This window comes from Blastococcus sp. TF02-8 (assembly GCF_003319175.1).
Lineage (GTDB): Bacteria > Actinomycetota > Actinomycetes > Mycobacteriales > Geodermatophilaceae > Blastococcus.
Genome location: NZ_QOHK01000013.1, coordinates 1 through 23,762 on the forward strand (window position 1 = coordinate 1; position 23,762 = coordinate 23,762).

The following is a 23,762-nucleotide window of genomic DNA, read 5'->3' on the forward strand; positions in this document are numbered from 1 at the left end:
CGGACGCGCAGAAACTCGACCCTTCCGGGCTTCGCTCCTGGCTGGATGTCCAACTCTACGCCGGTTTCCGGTCGACCCGCTACCCGCGGGGCCCGGTCCGGCGGCCCTCCCGGGCCGCGCGGCGCAGAGAGAAAGTTACACGGCCCCCTGGGCGGGGTCAAACCCGGGGGGCGGTGACGCCCGACACGCACGTCAGAAGCCCTCCCCGGGCCGGCCCCTGCGCGGGTCAGACCCCCCGGCGCACCCCGGCGATGGCGCGGCGCCCGCGGCGCAGGACCAACCAACCGCCGGGCAGCCAGGCGTCCTCCCCGGGCACGACGTCGCCGTCGGTGACGCGCTCGTTGTTCAGGTAGGCGCCGCCCTCCTTGACCGTGCGCCGGGCCTCGGACAGGGAGGCCACCAGGCCCGTCTGCTGGAGCAGCTGCGCCACCGTGGGGAGGTCGCCGTCGACGGTGATGCTCCCGGCCTCCTGCAGCGCGGCGGTCAGGGTCGCGGCGTCCAGGGACGCCAGGTCCTCCCGCCCGAAGAGCGCCCGCCCGGCGGCCTCGGCCTGGGCGAGCTGATCCGGTCCGTGGACGAGCAGCGTGAGCTCCTCGGCCAGCGCGCGCTGTGCGGTGCGCGCCGCCGGCCGCTCCACGCTCTCCGCGATCAGGGCCTCGACCTCCTCGGCCGGGCGCTCGGAGTACAGCGGCAGCCAGGCCCGCGCATCGGCGTCGTCGGCGTTCAGCCAGAACTGGAAGAAGGCGTAGGGCGACGTGAGCGCGGGGTCGAGCCAGACGGCGCCACCCTCGCTCTTGCCGAACTTCGTCCCGTCGGACTTCGTGACCAGTGGCGTGGAGAGCGCGTGCACCTTCGCACCCTCGGTGCGGCGCACGAGATCGATGCCGGCGGTGAGGTTGCCCCACTGGTCCGAGCCGCCGGTCTGCAACGTGACGCCGTGCCGGCGGTGCAGCTCGCGGAAGTCGTTGGCCTGCAGGATCTGGTAGCTGAACTCGGTGTAGCTGATCCCGGCCTCGGAGTTCAGCCGGGCGGAGACCGCCTCCTTCGCCAGCATCTGGCTCACCCGGAAGTGCTTGCCGATGTCCCGGAGGAAGTCGATGGCCGACACCGGCGCCGTCCAGTCGAGGTTGTTCACGTAGACCGGCCCCCGGAGGCCCTCGGTCTCCGCGGGGACGTCGAGGAACGGTGCCACCTGGTCACGGATGCGCTCGACCCAGCCCGCGACGGTGTCCCGGTCGTTGAGCTGGCGCTCCGACGACGGCCGCGGGTCGCCGATCAGACCGGTCGCGCCCCCGACGAGGACGACCGGCTGGTGGCCGGCCCGCTGGAGGGCCCGCAGCACCATGAACTGCAGCAGGTGGCCGACGTGCAGGCTGGGCGCCGTCGGATCGAACCCGGCGTAGTACGCGACCGGGCCGGTGGCGAGGTGCTCGCGCAGCGCGGCCTCGTCGGTGCTCTGGGCGATGAGGCCGCGGCGGTGCAGTTCGTCGATCACATCGGTCACGGGGCACCATCCTGCCCGGCGCGACGACTCCGCGACCTACCCACCCGTCCAGCGCCCCCCGCCCGGAAAGCGCTCACCGACGGGGCGCCGGTCTCCCAGAACCGCCACGGCAGCTCCGTCGCCACGCTGATCCCGACCCGCGGCCCCGCCGAGACGTCGGCCGGCGCGGGCCCCCGGTGCAACCGCACCGGCGACGACGCATCGAGCAGGTCGGTCCCCAGGTCCTCCCGCCCGATCGCCAGTGCCTGGGTCAGCCGGGCCGGGCCACCGGCCAGGTCGCGGGGGGATCGGGCGGCCGGCCGGCGAGAGCGGGCGAGCTCCTCCCCCACCACGACGTCGCCCGCGCGCATCAGGACCGCCTCGCCGTCGCCCTCGGGGCCGACGACGACGTTGGCGCACCAGTGCACCCCGTAGGAGAAGTAGACGTAGAGCCGCCCGGGCGGGCCGAACATGATCGCGGCGCGCGGCGTCGGCCCACGGTGCGAGTGCGCTGCGGGGTCGATGCCGGAGCCCGAGTAGGCCTCCACCTCGGTCAACCGCAGGGCGACCGTTCCCTCCGGCCGGTCGGTCACCACCCAGCAACCGAGCAGCGACCGCGCGACGACGTCGACCGGCCCGAGCAGCTCCTCGGCGCGGAGGACGGGACCGGGCGACGGCGTCGGGTCGGGCGACACGGTCAGAGGACCGGCGCCACCGGCGACGACGACGCCCAGTCCGCGTGCTCGGTGGCGAGCGCCTTGAGCCCGGTCATCTGCTCGGCGACCCGGACCGGGGCCGTGCCCCCGCGGGTGCTGCGCGCGGCCAGCGCGCCGCTGACCGAGAGCACCGATCGCACCTCGGGGGTGAGGCGCTCGTCGATGCCGGCGAGCTGGTCGTCGTCGAGCTGGTCGAGCTCCAGGCCGGCCTCCTCGCAGAAGGCGACCATCGCGCCGCTGATCTCGTGCGCCGAGCGGAACGGCACGCCCTGGCGGACGAGCCACTCGGCGACATCGGTGGCGAGTGCGAACCCCTGGGGCGCTGCGGCCTCGAGCACCTCGGGCCGCAGCGTCAGGGTGGCGATCATCCCGGTGACGGCGGGGAGCAGCAGGAGCAGCTGGTCCATGGAGTCGAAGACCGGCTCCTTGTCCTCCTGCAGGTCGCGGTCGTAGGCCAGCGGAAGGCCCTTGAGCATCGTGAGGATGCCGGTCAGGTTGCCGACGAACCGACCGGACTTCCCGCGGGCCAGCTCGGCGATGTCGGGGTTTTTCTTCTGCGGCATGATCGAGGACCCCGTGGCCCAGGCGTCGTCCAGGCGCGCCCAGCCGAACTCGGTCGACGTCCAGAGGACGACCTCCTCCCCCAGCCGCGAGAGGTGGACGCCGAGAAGGGCCGCGACGAAGCAGAACTCGGCGGCGAAGTCGCGGTCGCTGACCCCGTCGATGGAGTTCTCCGACGCCCGGTCGAAGCCGAGCTCGGCGGCGACGGCGTCGGGGTCCAGGGGCAGCGAGGAGCCGGCCAGCGCGCCCGAGCCGTACGGGCTCACCGCAGCACGCCTGTCCCAGTCGCGGAGCCGGTCGACGTCGCGCGCGACCGAGTGGGCGTGCGCGAGCAGCTGGTGGCTGATGAGCACCGGCTGGGCGTGCTGCAGGTGGGTCATGCCGGGCGCGGCGACGTCGGAGTACCGCTGGGCCAGCCCGAGCAGCGCGAACTCCAGCGAGGACAGCTCCCCCACCAGCGCGCGCACGTGGTGGCGGAGGTAGAGCCGCAGGTCGGTGGCGATCTGGTCGTTGCGGCTGCGGCCGGCGCGCAGCTTGCCGCCGAGCGCGCCGAGCTTCTCGGTCAGGCCCCGCTCGAGGGCCTCGTGCACGTCCTCGTCGGAGTCGATCGCGGTGAAGGTGCCGTCGGCGACCTCGGTCGAGAGCTCGCGGAGCGCACCGAGCATCTGCTCGAGCTCGTCGTCGGCGAGCAGGCCGGCGCGGTGCAGCACGCGGGCGTGGGCGCGGGAGCCGGCGAGGTCGAACGGCGCGAGCTGCCAGTCGAAGTGCGTGGACTTGCTCAGTGCCGCCATGGCCGGTGACGGGCCACCGCCGAAGCGCCCGCCCCAGAGCCGGGTCTGCGATCCAGGTGCGGTGCTGCTCACGTGCCGGGTTCCTCTTCCAGGTCGGCGCTCAGTTCGGGGTAGACGGCGGGCGTGCGCTGCGCGAGCGCACGGAGCCGGTCGGCGAGCGCGGGCCCGCCGTCGGGGGCGCGCGAGACGACCAGCAGAGTGTCGTCCCCCGCGATGGTGCCCAGGACGTCGGGGAGGCCCACCTTGTCCAGTGCCGAGGCCAGGAACTGCGCCGCACCGGGCGGGGTACGCAGCACGGCGAGGTTGGCACTCCCCTCGGCGCTGGTGAGCAGATCGGCCAGCAGCCGGGTCAGCCGCGCCGGCGCCGCCTGGGCCGGACGCAGCGGCGCGTTCTCCGGCGGCACCACGTAGGAGGCGGGAGCGCCGTCGGAGCCCCGCAGCTTCACCGCACCGAGCTCCTCCAGGTCGCGCGAGAGCGTCGCCTGGGTGACCTCGATGCCGGACTCGGCGAGGAGCGCGGCCAGCTGGGTCTGCGAGCTGACCGGCTGGGCCTCGATCAGCGCGCGGATGCGGGCCTGGCGCGCGGAGCGTCCGACGGCGGAGGTCATGCCGATCGCTCCAGGAGCCAGGTCAACACGGCCTTCTGCGCGTGCAGCCGGTTCTCCGCCTCGTCCCAGACGGCGCTGCGCGGGCCGTCGATGACGTCGGCGGCGATCTCCTTGCCCCGGTAGGCCGGCAGGCAGTGCAGCACGACGGCCTCGTCCCCCGCGCGGGACAGCGCCGCCTCGTCCAGTGCGTACGGCAGGAACGGTGCGACCCGTGCGTCGTACTCGTCCTCCTGGCCCATCGACACCCAGGTGTCGGTGACCAGGACGTCGGCACCGTCGGTGGCGGCCGCGGCGTCGGCGGTCCAGCCCACCGACCCGCCGGTCTCGGCGGCGATCTTGGCCGCGCGGTCGAGGACGGCGGGGTCGGGCCGGAAGGCCTCCGGCGAGCCGATCCGCACGTGCATGCCCGCGGTCGCGCCGCCCAGCAGGTAGGAGTGCGCCATGTTGTTGGCGCCGTCGCCGAGGTAAGTCATCGAGCGTCCGGCCAGCGAGCCCTTGCGCTCGATGACCGTCTGCAGGTCGGCGAGGATCTGGCAGGGGTGGTACTCGTCGGTGAGCGCGTTCACCACCGGCACGCGGCTGGTGGCCGCCATGGCCTCGATCCGCTCCTGCCCGAACGTGCGCCACACGATCGCGGCCACCTGCCGGTCGAGCACCCGAGCGGTGTCCTCCACCGACTCCCCGCGGCCGAGCTGGCTGCTGCCGGCATCGATCACCAGCGGGAAGCCGCCGAGCTCGGTGACGCCCACGGAGAAGGAGACCCGGGTGCGGGTCGAGGGCTTGTCGAAGAGCACGGCGACGGTCCGCGGCGCGCCGTTGGGCGCCCGCAGCGGCGTGGGTGCCGCCGAGGTGCCCCGCGAGGCCTTGAGCGCAGCGGCCAGGGCGAGCACCTCGGCCTGCTCGGCCGGGCTGAGGTCGTCGTCCGTGAGGAAGTGCCGGGTCACTGGTCGTTCTCCTGGAGTGCAGCGTCGAGCGCGGAGGGAAGGGCGGCGACGAACGCGTCGACCTGGGCGTCGGTGAGGACGAGGGGCGGGGCGAGGCGGAGCACACCCGGTGCCACCGCGTTGGTGAGGAAGCCGGCTGCCCGCAGCTGGGTCTCCAGGGCGGGTGCGACGTCGGCGGTGAGGACGACGCCGAGCAGCGCGCCCCTCCCCCGGACGCCACTGATGCCGGCGTGGCCGAGGCCCTCGATGCCCGTGGTGAACCGGTGCTCGAGCTCCTTGGCCCGCTCCAGCAGCCCCTCGTCGCGGATCGTGTCGAGGACCGCCAGAGCGGCAGCGGCGGCGATCGGGTTCCCACCGAAGGTCGAGCCGTGCGACCCCGCCGTCAGCAGGTCCGCCGCCTCGCCGAAGGCGAGCATCGCGCCGATCGGCAGGCCTCCGCCGAGCGCCTTGGCCAGGGTGATGACGTCGGGCCGGAGTCCGTCGGCCTGGTGCGCGAACCAGTGGCCGGTACGGCCGATGCCGGTCTGCACCTCGTCGAGGGCGAACAGCGCACCGGCGTCCTTCGCCGCCGTCGCCGCCGAGGCGAGGTAGCCGGCGGGCGCGGGCAGCACGCCGCCCTCCCCCAGCATCGGCTCCAGCAGGACCATCGCCGTCCGCCCGGAGACCGCGGCCACCAGCGCGTCGGCGTCCCCGTACGGGACGTAGGAGACCCCGCCGGGCAGCGGTGCGAAGGCCGCGGCCTTCGAGGGCTGGCCGGTGAGCGCCAGGGCGCCCATCGTCCGGCCGTGGAAGGCGCCCTCGGCGGTGATCACCTGGGGACGTCCGGTGAGCCGGCTGACCTTGAACGCCGCCTCGTTGGCCTCGGCGCCGGAGTTGCAGAAGAACACGCGACCGGGACGGCCGGCGAGCTCCAGCAGCCGCTCGGCGAGCAGCACGCCGGGTTCGTGCATCGCGAGGTTGGACACGTGGCCGAGCTTGGCCGCCTGCGTGGTGATCGCCTCGACCACCTTGGGGTGGGCGTGCCCGAGGATCGTGGTCGCGATGCCACCGAGCAGGTCGGTGTACGCGCGACCGTCGACGTCGGTCACGGTCGCGCCGCTGCCGGAGTCCAGGGCCACCGGCGGTGCCTTGTAGTTGTTCATCATCACCGCTGACCAGCGGCGGGCCAGCTCCTCGGTGTGCGTCATGCTGTGCCCTCCTTCTGGTCCTTCGCCGGGACGACCATCGTCCCGGTGCCTTCGGTGGTGAACGTCTCCAGCAGCAGCGCGTGCGGGGTGCGACCGTCGACGACCGTCGCCCGCTTCACGCCGCCCTCGACCGCCCGGAGGCAGGCCGCCATCTTCGGGATCATCCCGGCGTCCAGGGTCGGCAGGATCTCGGCCAGCTCGGTGGCGTCGATCTGCTGGACCAGCGAGTCGCGGTCGGGCCAGTCGGCGTAGAGCCCCTCGACGTCGGTGAGGACGACCATCTTCACCGCGCCGAGGGCCGCCGCGAGGGCCGCGGCCGCGGTGTCGGCGTTGACGTTGTGCACGACGCCGTCGGCATCCGGGGCGACGCTGGCGACGACCGGGATGTGCCCGGCCTCCAGCAGCGCGGTGACCGGGGTGGTGTCGACGGCGACCACGTCGCCGACCAGCCCGACGTCGACCGGCTCGCCGTCGACGATCGCCTGCGTGCGCTCCGCGGTGAACAGGCCGCCGTCCTCGCCGGAGAGGTGCACCGCCATCGGGCCGTGCTGGTTGATCAGCCCGACGATGTCCGGTCCGACCTGTCCGGTGAGCACCATCCGCACGACGTCGATCGTCTCCGGTGTGGTGACCCGCAGGCCGCCGCGGAACTCGCTGGCGATGCCGAGCTTGCCCAGCATCGCGCTGATCTGCGGGCCTCCGCCGTGCACCACGACCGGCAGGATCTCGCAGGTCCGCAGGAAGACCATGTCCTCGGCGAAGGCCCGACGGCAGGCGTCGTCGACCATGGCGTGGCCGCCGTACTTGATGACGACGACGTTGCCGTGGAACTCCTTGAGCCAGGGCAGTGCGCCGGTGAGGACGGCGACCTTCGCGGCGTCACCCTCCGGGTCGTGCGTGCGCATGACGCGGCGGGTGCCGACCGTGCGCGGCAGCTTCGGCGGCGGTGCGTGCTCGTCGACCCGGACGTCGGGCGGGGTCGGGTCCTGGGGTGGGGCGTCCTGGTGGTCGCTCACGTCGAGTACGCCGAGTTCTCGTGCACGTAGGCGATGGACAGGTCGTTGGTCCAGACGGTGGCCTGCTCGCCGCCCGCCTTGAGGTCGACGTCGATCGTGATCGCCCGGCCGGTGAGGTCGACCCCCTCGCGCGGGTCACCGATCGAGCCGCCCCGGCAGACGGTCACGCCGTTGATCGTGACGTCGACCTGGTCGGCCTCGAAGGCGGCGTCGGTGGTGCCGATGGCGGCGAGCACGCGACCCCAGTTGGGGTCGTTGCCGAACAGTGCGGTCTTCAGCAGGTTGTTGCGGGCGCACGCCCGGCCGGCGGTCAGCGCGTCCTCGACGCTGGCGGCGTTGCGGACGGTGATCGCGATGTCCTTGGTGGAGCCCTCGGCGTCGGCCAGCAGCTGCATCGCGAGGTCGGTGCACGCGGCGGTGAGCGCCTCGGTCAGCTCCTCCTCGGTCGGCTCGGCGCCGCTCACGCCGTTCGCCATCGCGATCACGGTGTCGTTGGTCGACAGGCAGCCGTCGGAGTCCACCCGCTCGAAGCTGACCGCGGTGGCCGCCTCGAGCGCACGCTGCAGCACGTCGGGGTCGGCGGCGGCGTCGGTGGTGAGGACGACGAGCATCGTGGCCAGGCTCGGGGCGAGCATGCCCGCGCCCTTGGCCATGCCGCCGACGGTCCAGCCCTCGCGCTGCTGGATGGTCGTCTTGGGGACGCTGTCGGTGGTCATGATCGCGCGGGCGGCGTCGGGGCCGCCGTCCTCGGAGAGCTTCGTGACGGCGTCGGTGACGCCGGCGGTGAGCTCGTCCATGGGCAGCCGGACACCGATCAGGCCGGTGCTGGCGACGGCGACATCGATCGCGCCGATGTCGAGGGCCGCGGCGGCGTGCTCGGCGGTTGCGTGGGTGTCTGAGAAGCCCTCGGGGCCGGTGCAGGCGTTGGCCCCTCCGGAGTTGAGGACGACGGCGCGGCACCGCTGACCGGCGAGCACCTGGCGGCTCCACTGCACGGGCGCGGCCGGGAACCGGTTGGTGGTGAAGACGGCGGCTGCGGCGTCGTCCGGTCCGGTGTTGAGGACGACGGCGACGTCGGGGTCGCCGCTCGACTTGAGCCCGGCGGCGACGCCGGCGGCGGAGAACCCCTGCGGGGCGGTGACGCTCACTGGGCATCCTCTGGTGCGGAGATGGTCACGGTGCGACTCCTACGACGGGAAGGCCGGTGGTCTCCGGCAGGCCCAGGGCGAGGTTGGCGCACTGGACCGCCGCTCCCCCGGTGCCCTTGGTGAGGTTGTCGACGGCGGCGACGACGACCAGGCGGTTCGCGTCGACGTCGACGGCGATCTGCAGCGCGACGGTGTTCGCACCCAGCACCTGCGCGGTGGTGGGCCACTGACCCTCCGGCAGCAGGTGGACGAACGGCTCGTCGGCGTAGGCCTTCTCGTACGCGGCGCGGGCGGCCTGGGCGTCGACGCCGGGCGCCAGCTTCGCCGAGCAGGTGGCGAGGATGCCGCGGCTCATCGGCACCAGCGTCGGCGTGAAGCTCACGCCCACGTCACGGCCTGCCGCCTGCGACAGCCCCTGGATCATCTCCGGGGTGTGCCGGTGCACTCCCCCGACGCCGTAGGCGCTGGCCGCGCCCATGACCTCGCTGCCCAGCAGGTGCGCCTTGGGCGACCTGCCCGCGCCGGAGGTCCCGCTGGCGGCGACCACGACGACCTCGGGCTCGACCAGGCCGGCTGCAAGGGCCGGTGCCATCGCGAGGGTGACCGAGGTCGGGTAGCAGCCGGGGACGGCGATCCGGGTCGCACCGGCGATCTCCTCCCGCTGGCCGGGCAGCTCCGGCAGGCCGTAGGGCCAGGTGCCGGCGTGCACCCCGCCGTACCACCGGTTCCAGGCGGCGGGGTCGTTCAGCCGGTGGTCGGCACCGCAGTCGATGACCAGCGTCTCCGCGGGCAGCTGGTCGGCGATCGCCGCGGACTCACCGTGCGGGAGCGCCAGGACGACGACGTCGTAGCCGGCGAGGCTCGCGGCGTCGCTGGGCTGGACGACCATCCCGGCGTACGGGAGGAGGTGGGGCTGCAGCTCGCCCAGGCGTCGGCCGGCGCTCGAGTTGGCGTGCACCCCGGTCAGCCGGAGGTTCGGGTGCCCGGCCAGCAGCCGGCACACCTCACCGCCCGCGTACCCGGTGGCGCCGGTGACCCCGACCGTCCACGTCTGCGCGTTCACGGTGCATGACCATACACGGTCGTGCATGAACGTTCACGGCGGTTTCCCAGCCGCCTGTCAGTCACCGTTCGCGGTTCTGTCAGTACCCAGAGGCACAGTGCTCCTCGTCCGACGATGCTCGCCGGACGAGGAGGGGGTTCCCGTGCAGATCACCGAGCCGTTCGGCGCCATCGACCTGGTCGACGAGGAGGCCGGCCCGGTGCTGCGGCTGCGCGGAGAGGTCGACTCCGCGGTGGTCGCGCGGTGGGATGCCTCCGGGCAGCACCACGGAAGGGCTGTCGCCGTCGACGTCTCCGGCACGACGTTCCTCGACTGCCGCGGCCTGCGGCTGGTCGTCCGGGAGACCGAGGCGGCTCGCCGCTCCGGCCGCATGCCCGAGCTGCGCCGCCCGTCGAGCTCGGTGCGCCGGCTGGTCGACATCACCGGTGCCGGCCCGCTGTTCGCCACCGTCGCCTGACTCGACGCCGGGGCCGACGGTCGGCGATGAGTTCTCGGGCGTCCGGGGGTCAGACGTGCATGACCACTTCTCAGGCCTCGGCCACCACCCTGACCCAGCTCGCCACCGCCATGTTCACCGTGCGGGACCAGGACGCCGCGCTCGCCTTCTACGTCGACGTGCTCGGCTTCGAGGTGCGCGGTGACCAGCGCTTCGGCGAGAACGGCGAGCACCGCTGGCTGGAGGTCGCCCCGCGCGGTTCGGCCGCCCGGCTCGCCCTCAACCCGCCCATGGGCGACACCCCCGGTGGCTCCGCGATCGGCGTCGAGAGCAGCGACGTCCTGGCCGAGCACGCCCGGCTCGCCGCCCGGGGCGACGTGGAGGTCGGGCCGACCCCGACCCGGATGCCCGGAGCTCCGCTCCTGTTCAGCGTCGCGGACCCCGACGGCAACCACGTCTGGATCGTCGAGGCCGCCCCGGCCGGCTGACGACGACCGGGGCGGCCCGCGCATGGTCAGCCGGGCACGCGGTCGAGGAAGCCCAGGACGGTGCGCAGCCGGCCGTTCCCGTCGGTGACGGCGACGTCGGAACCGGCGATCGGCGCGGCGTCCCCCTCCGGGCCGAGCTCCCAGGAGAACCGCAGCTGGTCGTGGTGGCCGTCGACGGGGCCGTTCAGCCGGAAGACGAACCCTGGGAACTGAGCCTGCACCGCGGCGATGGTGGCCGCGATCCCCTCGCCGCCGGTGGCATCGGCCAGCGGGTCGACGTAGCGGCCGTCGGGCGTCCACAGCTCCTCGACCGCGCGGCGGCGGGCCTCCGGGTCGGTCTCGTTCCAGGCGCCGATGTAGCGCTCGGCGAGGGTCGTGTAGTCGCTCATGGTGGGCTCCTCTCGGTTCACCGCCCGGGTGGCGGTTCGGAGACCACCGTCGCGGGACGAGGGAGGCGGGTCGATTACCTGCGAGGTAAGCGACCGGAGGACGCCGTCGCCCTACGGTCGGCGCCATGACCTCCCCACCCGTCGGGCACCTGCTGCGTTCCTGGCGGCAGCGGCGCCGCCTCTCCCAGCTCGACCTCTCCAACGAGGCGGGTGTCTCCGCCCGCCACCTGAGCTTCGTGGAGACCGGGCGGTCGCAGCCCAGCCGCGAGATGGTGCTGCACCTGGCCGAGCAGCTGGAGGTGCCGCTGCGCGCGCGCAACGAGCTGCTCGTCGCGGCCGGCTACGCCCCGGTCTACGGGCGGCGGGGTCTGGCCACCCCGGACATGCAGGCCGTCCGGCGCGCCATCGAGACGGTGCTGGCCGCCTACGAGCCGTTCCCCGCCGCGGTGGTCGACCGCGGCTGGGACATGGTCGCCGCCAACCGGGGAGTTCCGCTGCTGACCGACGGCGCGGACCCGCGGCTGCTGGAGCCGCCGGTCAACGTCCTGCGGTTGTCCCTGCACCCCGACGGGATGGCGCCGCGGATCCGCAACCTGCCCCAGTGGCGGGCGCACGTGCTCCAGCGGCTGGCCCGCGAGACCCGGCTCTCCGGTGATGCCGGGCTGGCGGCCCTGCACCGGGAGCTGTCCCTGCTCCCCGGTGGTCTGGACCCGAGCCCGCCGGACGGCATCGCCGTTCCGCTGCGCATCCGGGTCGGGGACGACGAGCTGTCGTTCCTCTCCACCGTGACGACGTTCGGCACCGCGGTGGACCTGACCGCGGCCGAGGTCAGCGTCGAGGCGTTCCTGCCCGCCGACGAGCGCACCGCGGAGGCGGTCCGGGCTCAGGCGAGCGGGTCGGTGTCACCGTAGGGGCGCAGCCGGAGCTGCCGGGCGGCGTCCTCGGGGGTGGTCGAGCGCAGCACGTCCAGGTCGTCCTTGCCCGCCCGCACGAAGCGGCCGGACCACTGGTCGAGCTCACCGGCGGCGATCGCTGCGACGATGTCGACGACGGCCCCGGGCGGCGTCCAGTCCTCGAACCCCTGCCACATGTGCATCGAGCGCGTCATCGGGGTGTCGACGACGCCCGGTGCGACGTCGAAGGCCCGCACGTCGGAACCCTCGAGCCCGGCGACCAGCGCCTCGGTGAGCCGCATCAGCCCCGTCTTGGCCACCGAGTAGGCCGAGTAGTCGGGATTGGCCCGGGTGCTCATGCCGCTGGCGATGTTCACCACCCGCCCCCGGTTGCGCAGCACCATCCACGGCACCACGTTGCGGATGGTCAGCTGCGCGCCGCGGACGTGGCTGGAGACGACGTCCCACCACTGGTCGGCGTCGGCCTCCCAGACCGGCACCTCGAACTCGTCGATCAGCCCCGCGTTGTTGACCAGCAGGTCGATCGGCCCGAGCTCCTCGCGGACCCGACCCACCGCGTCCTCGACCGACGCGCGGTCGGTGACGTCGGCGGCCACGGCCAGCGTGCGGGCACCGGTCGCCGCCGCGACGTCGTCCATCGCCGTCCGGAGCCGGTCGCCGTTCCGGGCGAGGCCGGCCACAGCCATGCCGCGGGCGGCCAGCCCCTCGACGAGGTGCCGGCCGATCCCGGTGGACGCCCCCGTGACGAGGGCGACGCCGCTCAGGTCACCCACGCAGCGTCGCCCCGGTGGCGGCGGTCGCGGCGGCGAGCGCCGAGTCGCGCACGGCGGCCGCCTCCTCGCCGGTGAGCGTCCGGTCCGGTGCGCGCAGCGTCAGCGCATAGGCCAACGAGCGGGAGCCCTCGGGCACCGGGGCGCCGGTGTAGACGTCGAACAGCCGCAGGTCCTCCAGCAGCTCCCCCGCGCCCTCGCGCAGCGCGGCGGCGACGTCGGCGGCCGGGACCTCGACGGGGACCACGAGCGCCAGATCGATGAGCACCGGCGGGAAGGTGGAGATCGGCGGGGCCTGCGGCACGTCCGGCGCCGGGAAGGCATCGGCGTCCAACTCCATCACCGAGGTGCGCGGCGGAAGGCCGAGGGTCTCGCAGACCTTCGGGTGCAGCTCGCCGGCGTACCCGACGACGGCCCCGTCGACCAGCAGCTCGGCGCAGCGCCCCGGGTGCCACGGCGCCCGCTCCCCCGCGCGCACGGTCAGCGCGGCCCCGGCGGCCTCGGCGACGGTCCGTGCCACCTGCACGGCGTCGGCCCACTCGGCCGGGCGGCCCGGGCCCCACCAGCCGCGCGGCTCGCGCTGGCCGGTGATCGCCACGGCCACGTGCCACGGCTGAGCGGGGACCGCACCCAGCAGCGCGGCGAGGGTGGCGTCGTCCGGACGCCGGTCGACCCCCGGGAGAGGGGCGGCCGAGCGCTCTCCACCCGGGAACACGGTGCCGTGCTCGAACAGGGCGACGTCACGCTGCCCGCGGGCGAGGTTGCGGGCCAGCGAGGCGAGCAGGCCGGGCAGCAGCGTCGTCCGCAGCGCCGGGGCCTCCTCCGACAGCGGGTTGCGCACGGTGATCACCTGGCGGCGGTCGTCGTCGGCGGGCAGGCCCAGCGCGTCGAGCTGCGGCGTCCCGATGAACGGGAACGCCGGGGCCTCGACGTAGCCGGCGTCGGCCAGCGCGCGACCGATGCTGCGCCGACGACGCTGCCGCTCGGTGAGCCCCCGCCCGGGCGGAGCGGTCGGCAGGATCGACGGGATCTCGTCGAACCCGCGGAAGCGCACGACCTCCTCGACCAGGTCGGCCGGCTCCAGCAGGTCCCCGCGCCAGGACGGCGGAGCGACCCGGACGGTGTCGCCGTCGCCCTCGACCGTCGCGCCGACCGCCTCGAGCGCCTCGAGCACCTGCCCGCGGGTGTAGGGGACGCCGGCGATCCGGCCCGGGAGCGAGACGTCCAGCGCGATGCCGTAGCCCGGCTCCCGGGTGTCGACGTCGACCGGCGTGCCCACGACGCGGGCGCCGCCGTGCTCGACGAGCAGGCCGGCCGCGCGGGCCAGCGCCACGACGGTGACCTCGGGGTCGGTGCCGCGCTCGAAGCGCTTGCCGGCCTCGCTGGGCAGCCGGTGCCGGCGCACCCCGCGGGAGATGCCGGTGGGCTCCCAGTGCGCGGCCTCCAGCAGCACCGCGGTGGTCGAGTCGCCGATCTCGGTCGAGGCGCCGCCCATGACACCGGCCATGCCGATCGGGCCGGACTCGTCGGTGATCAGCAGGTCGTCCTCGGTCAGCGCGCGGTCGGCGCCGTCCAGGGTGGTGAGCCGCTCCCCCGCCGCCGCCGTCCGGACCGTGATCGGGCCACGCACGGTGTCGCGGTCGAAGGCGTGCATCGGCTGGCCGAGCTCGAGCATCACGTAGTTGGTGACGTCGACGGCCAGCGAGATGCTGCGCACGCCGCACTGGGTCAGCCGGCGCCGGAGCGCCCACGGGCTGGGCGCCGCCGGGTCCAGGCCCTCCAGGGCGAGCATGGAGAACCGGTCGCAGCGCTCGGGGTCGGCGACGGTGACCTCCCACGCCGGAGCGCCGTGCCACTCGGGCAGCGGCAGGTCGGCGGGGTCGCGCCAGGAGACGCCGAGGACGCCGGCCAGGTCGCGTGCGATGCCGCGCATCGACATCGCGTAGCCGCGGTCCGGGGTGACGTCGAGGTCGAAGACGACGTCGTCCAGACCGAGCAGCGGGCCGGCCGGGGTGCCCGGCTCGACGCCGTCCTGCCCCAGGACCAGGATCCCCGCGTGGTCCTCGCCGATGCCGAGCTCGCGGACCGAGCAGATCATCCCGTCCGACGTCTTCCCGTAGGTCGACCGCGCCGCGATGGCGAAGTCCCCGGGGAGCACCACACCGGGCAGTGCGGCCACCACGAGATCACCGACGGCGAAGTTGCGCGCGCCGCAGACGATGCCCCGCGGTTCGCTCTCCCCGACCTCGACCTGGCAGTACCGGATCGGCTTCTTGAAGCCGGTGAGCTCCTCGATCTCCAGGACCTCGCCGACGACGAGCGGACCGGTCGTCGCCGGCGGGCGGGCGATCTCCTCCACCTCGAAGCCGAGCCGCACGAAGGCGTCGTCGAGCTCCTCGACCGTGATGCCGGACGGGAGGTCGACGAGCTCGGACAGCCAGCTGACGGGGACCTTCACTGCTCAACTCCGAAAACGCTCGTGAAGCGGACGTCGGCCTCGGCGATGTCGTGCATGTCCGACACCGCCGAGCGGAACTGCAGCGCTCGCTCGATGCCCATGCCGAACGCGAAGCCGGAGTACTCGTCCGGGTCGATGCCGCACGCCCGCAGCACCCGCGGGTTGACCATCCCGCAGCCGCCCCACTCGACCCACTGCGGGCCGTCGCGGTGCTCGGGGAACCAGACGTCGAACTCCGCCGAGGGCTCGGTGAAGGGGAAGAAGTGCGGGCGCCAGCGGGTGCGTGCGTCCGGGCCGAACAGCTGCCGGGCCAGGTGGTCCAGGGTGCCGCGCAGGTGGGCCATGGTCAGGCCCTTGTCGACGGCCAGGCCCTCGACCTGGTGGAAGACCGGCAGGTGCGTCGCGTCGAGCTCGTCGGTGCGGTAGACCCGGCCGGGGGCGACGACGTAGAGCGGCGGCCGCCGGTCGAGCATGGTGCGCGCCTGCACCGGGCTGGTGTGCGTACGCAGGACGAGGCCGGAGTTCTCGTCCTGACCCGGCCCACCCGCCACGAAGAACGTGTCCATCATCGAGCGCGACGGGTGGTCGGGGCCGATGTTGAGCGCGTCGAAGTTCAGCCACTCCGCCTCGAGCTCGGGGCCCTCGGCTACCTCGTAGCCCATCCCGACGAAGATGTCGGCGATCCGGTCGGTGAGCGTGGTCAGCGGGTGCCGGGCTCCCCGGGGCGTGCGGTCCCACGGGAGCGTGACGTCGACCCGCTCCTCGGCCAGCACGCGCGCGTCGCGCTCGGCCTCGAGCTGCTCCAGCCGCTCGGCGTAGAACTTCTTGAGGTCGCCGAGCACGCTGTTGAGCCGCTTGCCGGCGTCCGAACGCGCCGCGGGTGGCAGCGCTCCCAACTCGCGGCGGGCCAGCAGCAGCGGCGCGCGGTCACCCAGGTGGTCGGGCCGGACGGTGGCGAGCTGCTCGAGGTCCCCGGCGTTCTGGAAGGCGGCGACGCCGAGCGTCAGCGCTTCCTCCAAGGCCTCCCGGGACAGCGCGGCGACCTGCTTCGGGTCGTACGGATCGTTGGCGCCAGACACGGGAGGCCATTCTGCCCGCCCACCCGACCGGCCCGCGCCTGGGTTCCGCTGCGAGGATCCCTCCGGTCGCCGGCACCAGCGTCCTCCCTCACCGTTCGGGGTCCTCCCTCACCGTCGACCACGAGGTAGGACCCGGGATGATCAGGTGACCTGATCATCATCATCGCAAGTCGGAGGTGGGCGTGGCGGTCGTCCTCGCGCTGGCGTCGGCGGTCGTCTACGGGGCCTCGGACTTCCTCGGCGGTCTGGCCAGCCGGAGGGCGTCGGTGTTCGCCGTCGTCGTCCTCTCCCAGGTCGTCGGGCTGGTCTCCCTCCTGCTCCTGCTCCCCTGGCTCGGCGGATCGGTGACCCCCGCCGATCTCGGCTGGGGCGCGGCGGCCGGGCTCGCCGGTGCCACCGGCCTGCTCGTCTTCTTCCGCGCGCTCGCCGGCGGCGCCATGAGCGTCGTCGCCCCGGTCACCGGCGTGACCGCCGCTGCCGTGCCGGTCCTCGCCGGACTGCTCGGCGGGGACCGCATCGACGGATGGGCCGCCGCCGGGATCGTCCTCGCGCTGGTCGCCGTCGTCCTGGTATCCGCCGAGGGCGGCCTGCGCGCGCTGCGGGCCGCCCGCCCCGACTCGCTGCTCCCGGCTCTGGCCGCCGGCACCGCCTTCGGGGTCTTCTTCGTCCTGCTCGACCGCACCTCGGCCGATGCCGGGCTCACCCCGCTCGCCGCGGCGCGCACGGCATCGGTGCTCCTCGTGCTGCTGGTGGCCCTCGCCACCCGCGGTGAGCTGCGGCCCACCCGGCCGGCCCTGCCGCTCGTCGTGGTCTCCGGAGTGGGCGACATGGCGGCCAACGCCCTGTTCCTGCTCGCCACCCAGACCGACGGCCCGCTGGCCGTCATCGGCGTGCTCTCCTCCCTGTACCCGGTGAGCACGGTCGTGCTCGCCCAGCTGGTGCTGCGGGAGCGGCTGGTCGCGGCACAGGTGACAGGTCTCGTCACCGCCGCCGCGGCCGTCGTGCTGATCACGCTCCCCGGTTGAGGGACTCCCCCTTCGGGGGGTGATCGCGCCGGTCGACTCCGGTCCTCCGCGGCGGCGGCCGATCCCCGTTCCGTGGACCCCGTGCGCCCGACAGCCGACGCCGCCCTCAGCGCTGCCCTCGACGCCGCGCTGCGCCCCGGTGGCGTGCGCAGCGTCTTCCAGCCCATCGTCGAGCTCGACAGCGGTCGCGTCGTCGCCCACGAGGCGCTGGCCCGCGGCCCGGAGGGTCCCCTGCAGCGGCCCGACCAGCTCTTCGCCGCCGCCCGCGAGGCCGGTCGCCTCGCCGAGCTCGACGGCGCCTGCCGCGTCGCGGCCTTCGAGGGGGCGAGCCGGCACGGCATCGCCGCTCCGCTGGCGCTGTTCGTCAACGTCGAGCCCGAGGTCCTGGACACCGCACCGCTGGACGATCTGCTGGCCATCGCCGATGCGGCTCCCGGCCGGTTGCGCGTGGTCCTCGAGATCACCGAGCGGGCCATCGCCGCCCGCCCCGCCGAGCTGCTGCGGACCGTCGCCCGCGTGCGGGAACTGGGCTGGGGCATCGCGCTGGACGACGTCGGCGCCGAGCCGATGTCGCTGGCGTTCATGCCGCTGCTGCGCCCCGACGTGGTCAAGCTCGACCTGCGGCTGGTGCAGGACCGCCCCGGCCCGGCGATCGCGCAGATCATGAACGCGGTCAACGCCTACGCCGAGGCCAGCGGTGCGGCCGTGCTCGCCGAGGGCATCGAGGACGACCGGCACCTGGCCGTGGCCCGCGCGCTCGGGGCCACGCTCGGTCAGGGCTGGCTGTTCGGCCGCCCCTCCGACACACCGGCCACCGACCGCCCGGTTGGGTCGCTGCCCGCGCCGGTCGAGAGGTCGGTGCCCGACCCCAGCACCTCCCCCTTCGCGTGCCTGCCCGAGGGGACGACGCTGCGCCGCGCGCCCAAGAGCCTGCTCATCGAGCTCAGCAAGCAGCTCGAGCGCGAGGCGATGCGGCTCGGCGAGACCTGCGTGGTCGCCGCCACCTTCCAGGAGGCCCGGCACGTCACTCCGTCGACCAGCCAGCGCTACCGCGACCTGGTCGAGCGCACCGGTTTCGTCTGCGCCCTGGGTGAGGGCCTGCCGGTCGAGCCGCTGCCGGGGGTGCGCGGTGCCGACCTGTCGCCCACCGACCCGGTCCGGGGTGAGTGGGACGTCGTCGTCCTGGCCCCGCACTTCAGCGTCGCCCTGCTGGCCCGCGACCTGGGCACCGTCGGCCCGGACCTGGAGCGTCAGTTCGAGTACGCCCTGACCTACGACCGCGACGTCGCCGTGCGGGCCGGGCGCAGCCTGCTGGACCGGGTGGCCCCGGGCGCTCCGGGGCCGCGCGTCGCACCCCGGGCGGTTCGGGTGCCGGCCGCCACGCCGGCCACCTCGCCGGAGGTGGCGGCGCTGCTCGGTGACAACGTGCTGGTGCGCCGGGCCCTGGACGCCACGCCCAGCGGTGTCTGCCTGGTCGACGTCCGGCTCCCCGACCAGCCCATGGTCTACGTGAACGCCGCGTTCGAGCGGCTCGCCGGCCTGCCGCGCGAGGAGCTGCTGGGCCGCAACTGCCGCTTCCTGCAGGGACCCGACACCGACGCCGCCGCGGTCGCCCGCATCCGCGACGCCATCGCCGCCGGCGAGGAGTGCCGCGAGGTGCTGCTCAACGTCCGTGGCCCCGAGCGCACCCCGTGGTTCAACGAGCTGCACCTCGCCCCGGTCACCGACGAGAGCGGCGCCGTCGTCCAGTACATCGGCGTGCAGGTCGACGTCACCGACCGGGTGGAGGCCGAGCGCGCCCTGGAGCGTGAGCGGGACCGGGCCCGCCGCTACCTCGCCCAGATCGAGGAGCTGGCGGTCACCGACCCGCTCACCGGCCTGCCGACCCGCGCGCACCTGCAGCAGCAGGTGGAGACCGCGCTGTGGAACGCGACGGCGTCCGGCGACGCCGTGGCGCTGCTGGTCGTCGCCGTGGACGGCCATGCCCAGCTGGAGTGCGACCTCGGGCCGGCCGCCGCGGAGGGGCTGATGCGCGCCACCGCCGAGCGGCTGCGGACGCGCCTGCGCCGCGGTGACCTGGTGGCCCGCTGGACCCGGGACTCGTTCGCCGTCGTCCTGCCGGGGCTGGCCCCGGCGACGGCCGAGGAGGAGACCGAGCGGGTGGTCGACGAGCTCAGCTGCGCCGTCCAGGGTCCTGTCGTCGTCGGCGGTGGTCCGGTGGTGCTGGCCGCCCGGGTCGGTGCGGCGCGCTTCCCCGCAGACGCCCAGGACGTGCCCGGTCTGCTGGCCGTCGCCGATCTGGCCGCCGGGCGGACCTCGGCCCGCTGACGGTCAGCCGACCTCGTCGAGCAGCTCGACGCGGAACGGCGGCCGGCCGATGCCGCTGACCCGGGTGTTGCCCCAGGGATCGGCCTCGGTGGCCTCGGCGACCGAGGTCCCGTGCGGGGTGGTGATCTCCAGCCGCGTCCGGGGGGCCGCCTGGACGGCGACCCGCCCGGACCAGACGACGGAGCCGGCGAGCGGATCGAAGCGGGCGGCGAGCGCCGCTCGCGTCGTCGTCGACACGCCGTCGACGACGACGGCGACCTCACCCTCGTAGCCCTCGGGCTCCTCGTGCTCGCTCATCGACCTCCCCCTCGTCAGCTCCGCGGCGGGAGCAGCGTCCCCAGACCGCCGTCGGCCAGTGCCGTGAGCTGGTCGACCAGCTCCGCAGCGGGCACGGTGCGGGCGACCGACCACCAGTGCGACGCCAGCTGGACCATCCCCACCACGCCGTAGGCCCAGGTCATGGCGCCCTCGGTCGGCCGCCCCACCCGGGCCAGGCGCTCCTGGATCAGGCCGCCCAGCGCCGTGGCGACGGCGTGCTCGGTGGCCGCGACCAGGTCCGCGCGGCCGGCCCGGCCGGTCTGGGCGTAGGCGAAGCGGTAGAGGGCCGGCTCGTCCTCGATCAGGGCGACGAATGCGGCGATGACGGCACGCAGCCGGTCCCGGTCGTCGGCCCGGTCGACGGCGAGCTCGCCGAGGAGCCGCGGAAGCAGGATGGCCTGGGAGATCCGGTCGAGGACGGCGTCGATCAGCTCGTCCTTGTCGCTGAAGTAGCGGTAGATGACGGTCTTCGACACCCCGGCGCTGCGCGCGACGTCGTCGACGGAGAACTCGGGGCCGACCAGCCGCACGGCGGCGACGGCGGCGTCCACGAGTTCTTCCTTGCGGGCCCTGCGGTGCTCGGTCCAGCGGGAGCGCCGGCCGTCGGGCGCCGGTGACGGCGTCGTGGGCTGCGACACGCCCGGCGACTCCACCACCCTTTGCATGTGTTCCAAGGTAACAGCTACCTTCCGTTGCAGTCCTACCGACGTCCAGGGGGAGCCCGCCGATGACCACCATCCTTCCGTCCGGCCGCGAACGCTCGACGGGCAAGGCGCCCGTGGACCGGCAGGCCCTCTCGACACGGCTGCTCGGATCGGCGGCGAAGAAGTCCTACGACCCCGTCGTCGACATCGACTGGACCGCCCCGATCCCCGACGACCTCTACGGTCTGTCACCGGAGTGGTCCACGCTGTACGGCACGCCGTTGTGGGAGCAGCTGGACCACGCGCAGCGGGTCCGGCTGACCATCCACGAGTACTGCTCGATCTCCGGCATCGGGATCTGGTTCGAGCACCTGCTCATGCAGCTCGTGCTGCGCGACATCTACGGCGACGACCCCGCCCAGCCGCACGTGCAGTGGGCACTCACCGAGATCGCCGACGAGTGCCGGCACTCGGTGATGTTCGCCCGCACGGCGCAGACCTTCGGCGCCCCGTCGTACGGCCCGCCCGCTGCGCTGCTGACGCTGGGCAAGGCCTACGCCGCGCGGGCCGACGGCCCGGCCGCCTACGCCGCCATCCTCGTGGCGGAGGAGATCCTCGACATCTTCCAGCGCGACCTGATGAAGGACGAGCGGGTGCAGCCGCTCACCCGCGCGACCAGCCAGATCCACGTCGTCGAGGAGGCGCGGCACATGCGTTTCGCCCGTGAGGAGGTCGCCCGGCGCACCCCGGAGCTGTCGTTCCTGCAGCGCCACCGGCACCGGACGATGGTCGCCGCCTGCGCCGCGATCGTGGCGGAGAACCTGGTGCAGCCGCAGGTGTACGCGGCGGTGGGGCTGGACCCGAGGGTGGCCCGCGCCGCCGCACGCGGCAACGAGCACTACACCGCGAAGCTCAAGGACTCCGCCGCCGGGCTCGTCTCGTTCCTGCGCGGGGTCGGCCTGATCGGCGGCCCGTCGGAGCGGCTCTGGAAGCGCGCAGGCCTGCTCTAGGCGGCCGGCCCCGGCTCCTGGGCGAGCGAGGTCGTGTACAGGCAGATCGCGGCGGCGGCGGCGAGGTTCAGGCTCTCCGCTCGGCCGCGCATCGGGATCCGGACCCGGGCATCGGCCAGGGCCGCCAGGTCGGCGGGCACCCCACGGGCCTCGTTGCCGAACAACCACAGCACCGGTCCGGCGAGCCGACCGGCCGGCACCAGCTCCGGGAGCTCCACCTCTCCCCCGCCGTCGGCGGCCAGCACCGTGACCCCGGCGGCGCGGACCGCGGGGAGCAGCGACTCCAGCGGCGCACTCCGGACGACGTCGACGTGGAAGAGGCTCCCGGCGCTGGACCGCACCGCCTTGCCGCCGTAGGGATCGGCCGAGCCGGTTCCGAAGACGACGGCGCCGGCGCCGCACGCGTCGGCGGTGCGCAGCACGGTCCCGGCGTTACCCGGGTCGGCGAGCTCGGCGAGCGCGACGGCCAGCCGCGGTGGCGACGTCGTCAGCTGCTCGGCGGGGACGTCGCGGAGCTCGCAGACGGCGACGAGGCCCTGCGGGGTGACGGTCTCGGAGAGGCCCACGGCCGCCTTCTCCGACATCAGCCGGACCGGCACGGCGGTGCCGGCCAGCAGGTCGTGGTGCGCGGCGGCCGCGGCCTCGGTGGCGAACACCTCGCGGACACCGGCGGGCTGGGCCAACGCCTCGGCCACGGCCTGGCGCCCCTCGGCGAGGAACAGGCCGGCGCTCTCACGGCCGGGACGGCGGGTGAGCTTGCGTGCGGCGGCGACCCGCCCGGACCGCTCGGTCAGCAGCTCGGTCACGGGAGGGACTCCTCTCGGTACAGACGGCGACGCCGCCGGCGCCGACCCCGGGGGCCGGACGCCGACGGCGTCGGGGTGATTCTCAGGCGGCCTGGGCGCCGGTGGCCTGCGGGTTCGCGGCGAGCGCGGCCCGGGCGGACTCGACGAGCGCGGCGAAGGCGGCCGGCTCGTTGACGGCCAGCTCGGCCAGGACCCGGCGGTCCAGCTCGATGCCGGCCAGCTTGAGGCCCTGCATGAACCGGTTGTAGGTCATGTCGTTCAGGCGGGCCGCGGCGTTGATGCGGGTGATCCACAGCTTGCGGAAGTCACCCTTGCGCACCTTGCGGTCGCGGTAGTTGTAGGTCGCGGAGTGGAGGATCTGCTCCTTGGCCTTGCGGTAGAGCCGCGAGCGCTGGCCGCGGTAGCCGCTGGCCTGCTCGAGGACGCTACGACGCTTCTTCTGGGCGTTGACCGCCCGCTTCACGCGTGCCACGTGAGAGCTCCTGTCTTCTCGTCAGTAAGGGCGGTCAGAGACCGAGCAGCTTCTTCATGCGGGGGGCGTCGGCCTTGGACAGGACGCCGATCCCGCTCACGCGGCGCTTGCGGCCCGAGGACTTCACCTCGAACTTGTGCTGGTTGTTGGTGTGCTCGCGCACGAGCTTCCCGGAACCCGTCACGCGCACGCGCTTCGCGGTGCCCTTGTGGGTCTTCTGCTTCGGCATGTCCCTGGTCCTGTTCGTGTCTCGTGAGTCGTTCGGCCCCGCTGCGGTGACCCACCGCGAGCGTGCGCGCGGTGGGGGCCGGCGGGGTCGGTCTTCAGGCGGTGGGCGCCTGCTCCTCGGCAGGCTCGTCCTTCGCCGGTCGGGCCTTGGCGGCCTGCGCCTGCTGCTGCAGCGCCTGCGCGTTCTTGTGCGGCGCGATCACCATGACCATGTTCCGGCCGTCCTGCTTCGGGTTGGACTCGACGACGCCCAGCTCGCTGACGTCGGCGGCCAGCCGCTGCAGGAGGCGGTAGCCCATCTCCGGGCGCGACTGCTCGCGGCCGCGGAACATCACGGTGATCTTGACCTTGTCGCCGCCCTTGAGGAAGCGCTCGACGTGGCCCTTCTTGGTCTCGTAGTCGTGCGGGTCGATCTTCAGGCGCAGCCGCATCTCCTTGATGACGGTGAGCGCCTGGTTGCGCCGCGACTCACGCGCCTTCTGGGCGGCCTCGTACTTGAACTTCCCGTAGTCCATGAGCTTGGCGACGGGCGGCCGGGCCATGGGAGCGACCTCGACGAGGTCGAGCTCGGAGTCCTGGGCCAGGCGCAGCGCTTCGCCGATCGACACGATGCCGACCTGCTCGCCCTCGGGACCCACGAGGCGGACCTCGGGGACCCGGATACGGTCGTTGATGCGGGGCTCGGTGATGGCCTCTCCTCTGCTTCTGCATGGGAGGAGTCGCTGGCCCACCCGGGCGCCGACAGACGTCAGGCCCCGTGAGCGTCTGCTCACGGGGCCCACTCGCCGGTGGCGCACGACCCGTGACGGGTACGTGCACACGCGAGCACCGACCGGTGGCCGGTTCTCGCGATCCGGGACCTGGGCGCCCAGGGGGCGTC

Annotated in this window: 25 protein-coding genes; 6 read left to right on the forward strand and 19 right to left on the reverse strand. The window is 74.1% G+C overall.

The features are described from left to right. Window positions 1-226: 226 nt before the first annotated feature. The 9 genes from tyrS to argC are packed head-to-tail and all read right to left on the reverse strand — an operon-like array spanning window position 227 to window position 9,517. Window positions 227-1,504, reverse strand: a complete 1,278-nt coding sequence (tyrS, locus tag DQ237_RS18065; protein WP_113801541.1) for a tyrosine--tRNA ligase — start codon at window positions 1,502-1,504, stop codon at window positions 227-229. After that, the gene (locus DQ237_RS18070) at window positions 1,501-2,178 is read right to left on the reverse strand and encodes a DNA-3-methyladenine glycosylase (protein WP_113801542.1); all 678 of its coding nucleotides are present in this window, start codon (window positions 2,176-2,178) and stop codon (window positions 1,501-1,503) included. Before DQ237_RS18070 ends, tyrS begins: the two co-directional genes overlap by 4 nt. Before the next feature lie 2 nt (window positions 2,179-2,180). Further along, window positions 2,181-3,623, reverse strand: coding sequence for an argininosuccinate lyase (gene argH, locus DQ237_RS18075; RefSeq protein ID WP_113801543.1), 1,443 nt, complete (start codon window positions 3,621-3,623; stop codon window positions 2,181-2,183). Then, window positions 3,620-4,159 (reverse strand): arginine repressor, encoded by a 540-nt coding sequence (locus DQ237_RS18080; RefSeq protein WP_113801544.1) that lies wholly within the window; start codon window positions 4,157-4,159, stop codon window positions 3,620-3,622. Before DQ237_RS18080 ends, argH begins: the two co-directional genes overlap by 4 nt. Next, complete coding sequence (gene argF / locus DQ237_RS18085; protein ID WP_113801545.1) at window positions 4,156-5,103, reverse strand: ornithine carbamoyltransferase; 948 nt, start codon at window positions 5,101-5,103, stop codon at window positions 4,156-4,158. The genes DQ237_RS18080 and argF overlap by 4 nt, the downstream gene beginning before the upstream one ends. Beyond that, complete coding sequence (locus DQ237_RS18090; protein WP_113801546.1) at window positions 5,100-6,290, reverse strand: acetylornithine transaminase; 1,191 nt, start codon at window positions 6,288-6,290, stop codon at window positions 5,100-5,102. The genes argF and DQ237_RS18090 overlap by 4 nt, the downstream gene beginning before the upstream one ends. Next, complete coding sequence (gene argB, locus DQ237_RS18095; RefSeq protein WP_113801547.1) at window positions 6,287-7,306, reverse strand: acetylglutamate kinase; 1,020 nt, start codon at window positions 7,304-7,306, stop codon at window positions 6,287-6,289. Before argB ends, DQ237_RS18090 begins: the two co-directional genes overlap by 4 nt. After that, a complete protein-coding gene (gene argJ, locus DQ237_RS18100; RefSeq protein WP_113801548.1) occupies window positions 7,303-8,454 on the reverse strand; it encodes a bifunctional glutamate N-acetyltransferase/amino-acid acetyltransferase ArgJ in 1,152 nt (383 codons plus the stop codon). Before argJ ends, argB begins: the two co-directional genes overlap by 4 nt. Before the next feature lie 25 nt (window positions 8,455-8,479). Further along, a complete protein-coding gene (gene argC / locus DQ237_RS18105) occupies window positions 8,480-9,517 on the reverse strand; it encodes an N-acetyl-gamma-glutamyl-phosphate reductase (RefSeq protein ID WP_240619726.1) in 1,038 nt (345 codons plus the stop codon). A gap of 142 nt (window positions 9,518-9,659) precedes the next feature. Here argC and DQ237_RS18110 point away from each other — a divergent pair, with 142 nt between their 5' ends. Together DQ237_RS18110 and DQ237_RS18115 are read left to right on the forward strand one after the other, a co-directional pair. Further along, the gene (locus DQ237_RS18110; RefSeq protein WP_166509674.1) at window positions 9,660-9,974 is read left to right on the forward strand and encodes an STAS domain-containing protein; all 315 of its coding nucleotides are present in this window, start codon (window positions 9,660-9,662) and stop codon (window positions 9,972-9,974) included. A 59-nt stretch (window positions 9,975-10,033) separates the two neighbouring features. Continuing rightward, window positions 10,034-10,441, forward strand: coding sequence for a glyoxalase superfamily protein (locus DQ237_RS18115; RefSeq protein ID WP_113801551.1), 408 nt, complete (start codon window positions 10,034-10,036; stop codon window positions 10,439-10,441). Window positions 10,442-10,467: 26 nt separating this feature from the next. On the opposite strand, the gene DQ237_RS18120 is transcribed toward DQ237_RS18115, so the two are convergent. Continuing rightward, window positions 10,468-10,830 carry a nuclear transport factor 2 family protein gene (locus tag DQ237_RS18120; protein ID WP_113801552.1) on the reverse strand — a complete coding sequence of 121 codons (363 nt, stop codon included), beginning with the start codon at window positions 10,828-10,830 and terminating at the stop codon, window positions 10,468-10,470. Window positions 10,831-10,955: 125 nt separating this feature from the next. Here DQ237_RS18120 and DQ237_RS18125 point away from each other — a divergent pair, with 125 nt between their 5' ends. Further along, on the forward strand, window positions 10,956-11,741 hold the full coding sequence (locus DQ237_RS18125; protein WP_113801553.1) for a helix-turn-helix domain-containing protein: 786 nt from the start codon (window positions 10,956-10,958) through the stop codon (window positions 11,739-11,741). On the opposite strand, the gene DQ237_RS18130 is transcribed toward DQ237_RS18125, so the two are convergent. The 3 genes from DQ237_RS18130 to pheS are packed head-to-tail and all read right to left on the reverse strand — an operon-like array spanning window position 11,714 to window position 16,051. Next, the gene (locus DQ237_RS18130; RefSeq protein ID WP_113801554.1) at window positions 11,714-12,517 is read right to left on the reverse strand and encodes an SDR family NAD(P)-dependent oxidoreductase; all 804 of its coding nucleotides are present in this window, start codon (window positions 12,515-12,517) and stop codon (window positions 11,714-11,716) included. The genes DQ237_RS18125 and DQ237_RS18130 overlap by 28 nt on opposite strands. Continuing rightward, the gene (pheT, locus tag DQ237_RS18135) at window positions 12,510-14,972 is read right to left on the reverse strand and encodes a phenylalanine--tRNA ligase subunit beta (protein ID WP_113801555.1); all 2,463 of its coding nucleotides are present in this window, start codon (window positions 14,970-14,972) and stop codon (window positions 12,510-12,512) included. Before pheT ends, DQ237_RS18130 begins: the two co-directional genes overlap by 8 nt. Beyond that, window positions 14,969-16,051 (reverse strand): phenylalanine--tRNA ligase subunit alpha, encoded by a 1,083-nt coding sequence (gene pheS / locus DQ237_RS18140; protein WP_113801556.1) that lies wholly within the window; start codon window positions 16,049-16,051, stop codon window positions 14,969-14,971. The genes pheT and pheS overlap by 4 nt, the downstream gene beginning before the upstream one ends. A gap of 182 nt (window positions 16,052-16,233) precedes the next feature. Between pheS and DQ237_RS18145 the strand changes: the two genes are divergently transcribed. Next, entirely contained in the window at window positions 16,234-17,076 is an 843-nt protein-coding gene (locus tag DQ237_RS18145; protein ID WP_113801610.1) for a DMT family transporter, read from the forward strand. Between the two features lie 81 nt (window positions 17,077-17,157). Further along, window positions 17,158-19,404 carry an EAL domain-containing protein gene (locus tag DQ237_RS18150; RefSeq protein ID WP_113801611.1) on the forward strand — a complete coding sequence of 749 codons (2,247 nt, stop codon included), beginning with the start codon at window positions 17,158-17,160 and terminating at the stop codon, window positions 19,402-19,404. Between the two features lie 3 nt (window positions 19,405-19,407). Here the strand turns inward: DQ237_RS18150 and DQ237_RS18155 are convergent, their stop codons facing one another. Together DQ237_RS18155 and DQ237_RS18160 are read right to left on the reverse strand one after the other, a co-directional pair. Further along, a complete protein-coding gene (locus DQ237_RS18155) occupies window positions 19,408-19,701 on the reverse strand; it encodes a DUF4873 domain-containing protein (RefSeq protein WP_113801557.1) in 294 nt (97 codons plus the stop codon). A gap of 14 nt (window positions 19,702-19,715) precedes the next feature. Continuing rightward, window positions 19,716-20,360 carry a TetR/AcrR family transcriptional regulator gene (locus DQ237_RS18160; RefSeq protein ID WP_166509675.1) on the reverse strand — a complete coding sequence of 215 codons (645 nt, stop codon included), beginning with the start codon at window positions 20,358-20,360 and terminating at the stop codon, window positions 19,716-19,718. Between the two features lie 89 nt (window positions 20,361-20,449). On the opposite strand from DQ237_RS18160, the gene DQ237_RS18165 reads away from it, so the two are divergent. Then, entirely contained in the window at window positions 20,450-21,376 is a 927-nt protein-coding gene (locus DQ237_RS18165; protein ID WP_113801559.1) for a diiron oxygenase, read from the forward strand. Here DQ237_RS18165 and DQ237_RS18170 read toward each other — a convergent pair. The 4 genes from DQ237_RS18170 to infC form a co-directional block, all read right to left on the reverse strand. Next, window positions 21,373-22,182, reverse strand: a complete 810-nt coding sequence (locus DQ237_RS18170) for an RNA methyltransferase (RefSeq protein WP_113801560.1) — start codon at window positions 22,180-22,182, stop codon at window positions 21,373-21,375. The two genes, DQ237_RS18165 and DQ237_RS18170, sit on opposite strands and share 4 nt — an antisense overlap. Before the next feature lie 82 nt (window positions 22,183-22,264). Next, window positions 22,265-22,654, reverse strand: a complete 390-nt coding sequence (gene rplT, locus DQ237_RS18175) for a 50S ribosomal protein L20 (RefSeq protein WP_113801561.1) — start codon at window positions 22,652-22,654, stop codon at window positions 22,265-22,267. Between the two features lie 34 nt (window positions 22,655-22,688). Beyond that, entirely contained in the window at window positions 22,689-22,883 is a 195-nt protein-coding gene (rpmI, locus tag DQ237_RS18180; RefSeq protein ID WP_104525481.1) for a 50S ribosomal protein L35, read from the reverse strand. Between the two features lie 94 nt (window positions 22,884-22,977). After that, on the reverse strand, window positions 22,978-23,664 hold the full coding sequence (infC, locus tag DQ237_RS18185; protein WP_369832235.1) for a translation initiation factor IF-3: 687 nt from the start codon (window positions 23,662-23,664) through the stop codon (window positions 22,978-22,980). Between the last annotated feature and the right edge of the window lie 98 nt (window positions 23,665-23,762).

Excerpts from the sequence above, each read along its gene's own strand:
- DQ237_RS18080 (WP_113801544.1), bottom strand. The coding sequence starts at position 4,159 with ATGACCTCCGCCGTCGGACGCTCCGCGCGCCAGGCCCGCATCCGCGCG.
- DQ237_RS18090 (WP_113801546.1), bottom strand. The coding sequence starts at position 6,290 with ATGACGCACACCGAGGAGCTGGCCCGCCGCTGGTCAGCGGTGATGATG.
- DQ237_RS18115 (WP_113801551.1), top strand. The coding sequence starts at position 10,034 with ATGACCACTTCTCAGGCCTCGGCCACCACCCTGACCCAGCTCGCCACC.
- DQ237_RS18120 (WP_113801552.1), bottom strand. The coding sequence starts at position 10,830 with ATGAGCGACTACACGACCCTCGCCGAGCGCTACATCGGCGCCTGGAAC.
- DQ237_RS18125 (WP_113801553.1), top strand. The coding sequence starts at position 10,956 with ATGACCTCCCCACCCGTCGGGCACCTGCTGCGTTCCTGGCGGCAGCGG.
- DQ237_RS18155 (WP_113801557.1), bottom strand. The coding sequence starts at position 19,701 with ATGAGCGAGCACGAGGAGCCCGAGGGCTACGAGGGTGAGGTCGCCGTC.
- DQ237_RS18165 (WP_113801559.1), top strand. The coding sequence starts at position 20,450 with ATGACCACCATCCTTCCGTCCGGCCGCGAACGCTCGACGGGCAAGGCG.
- rpmI (WP_104525481.1), bottom strand. The coding sequence starts at position 22,883 with ATGCCGAAGCAGAAGACCCACAAGGGCACCGCGAAGCGCGTGCGCGTG.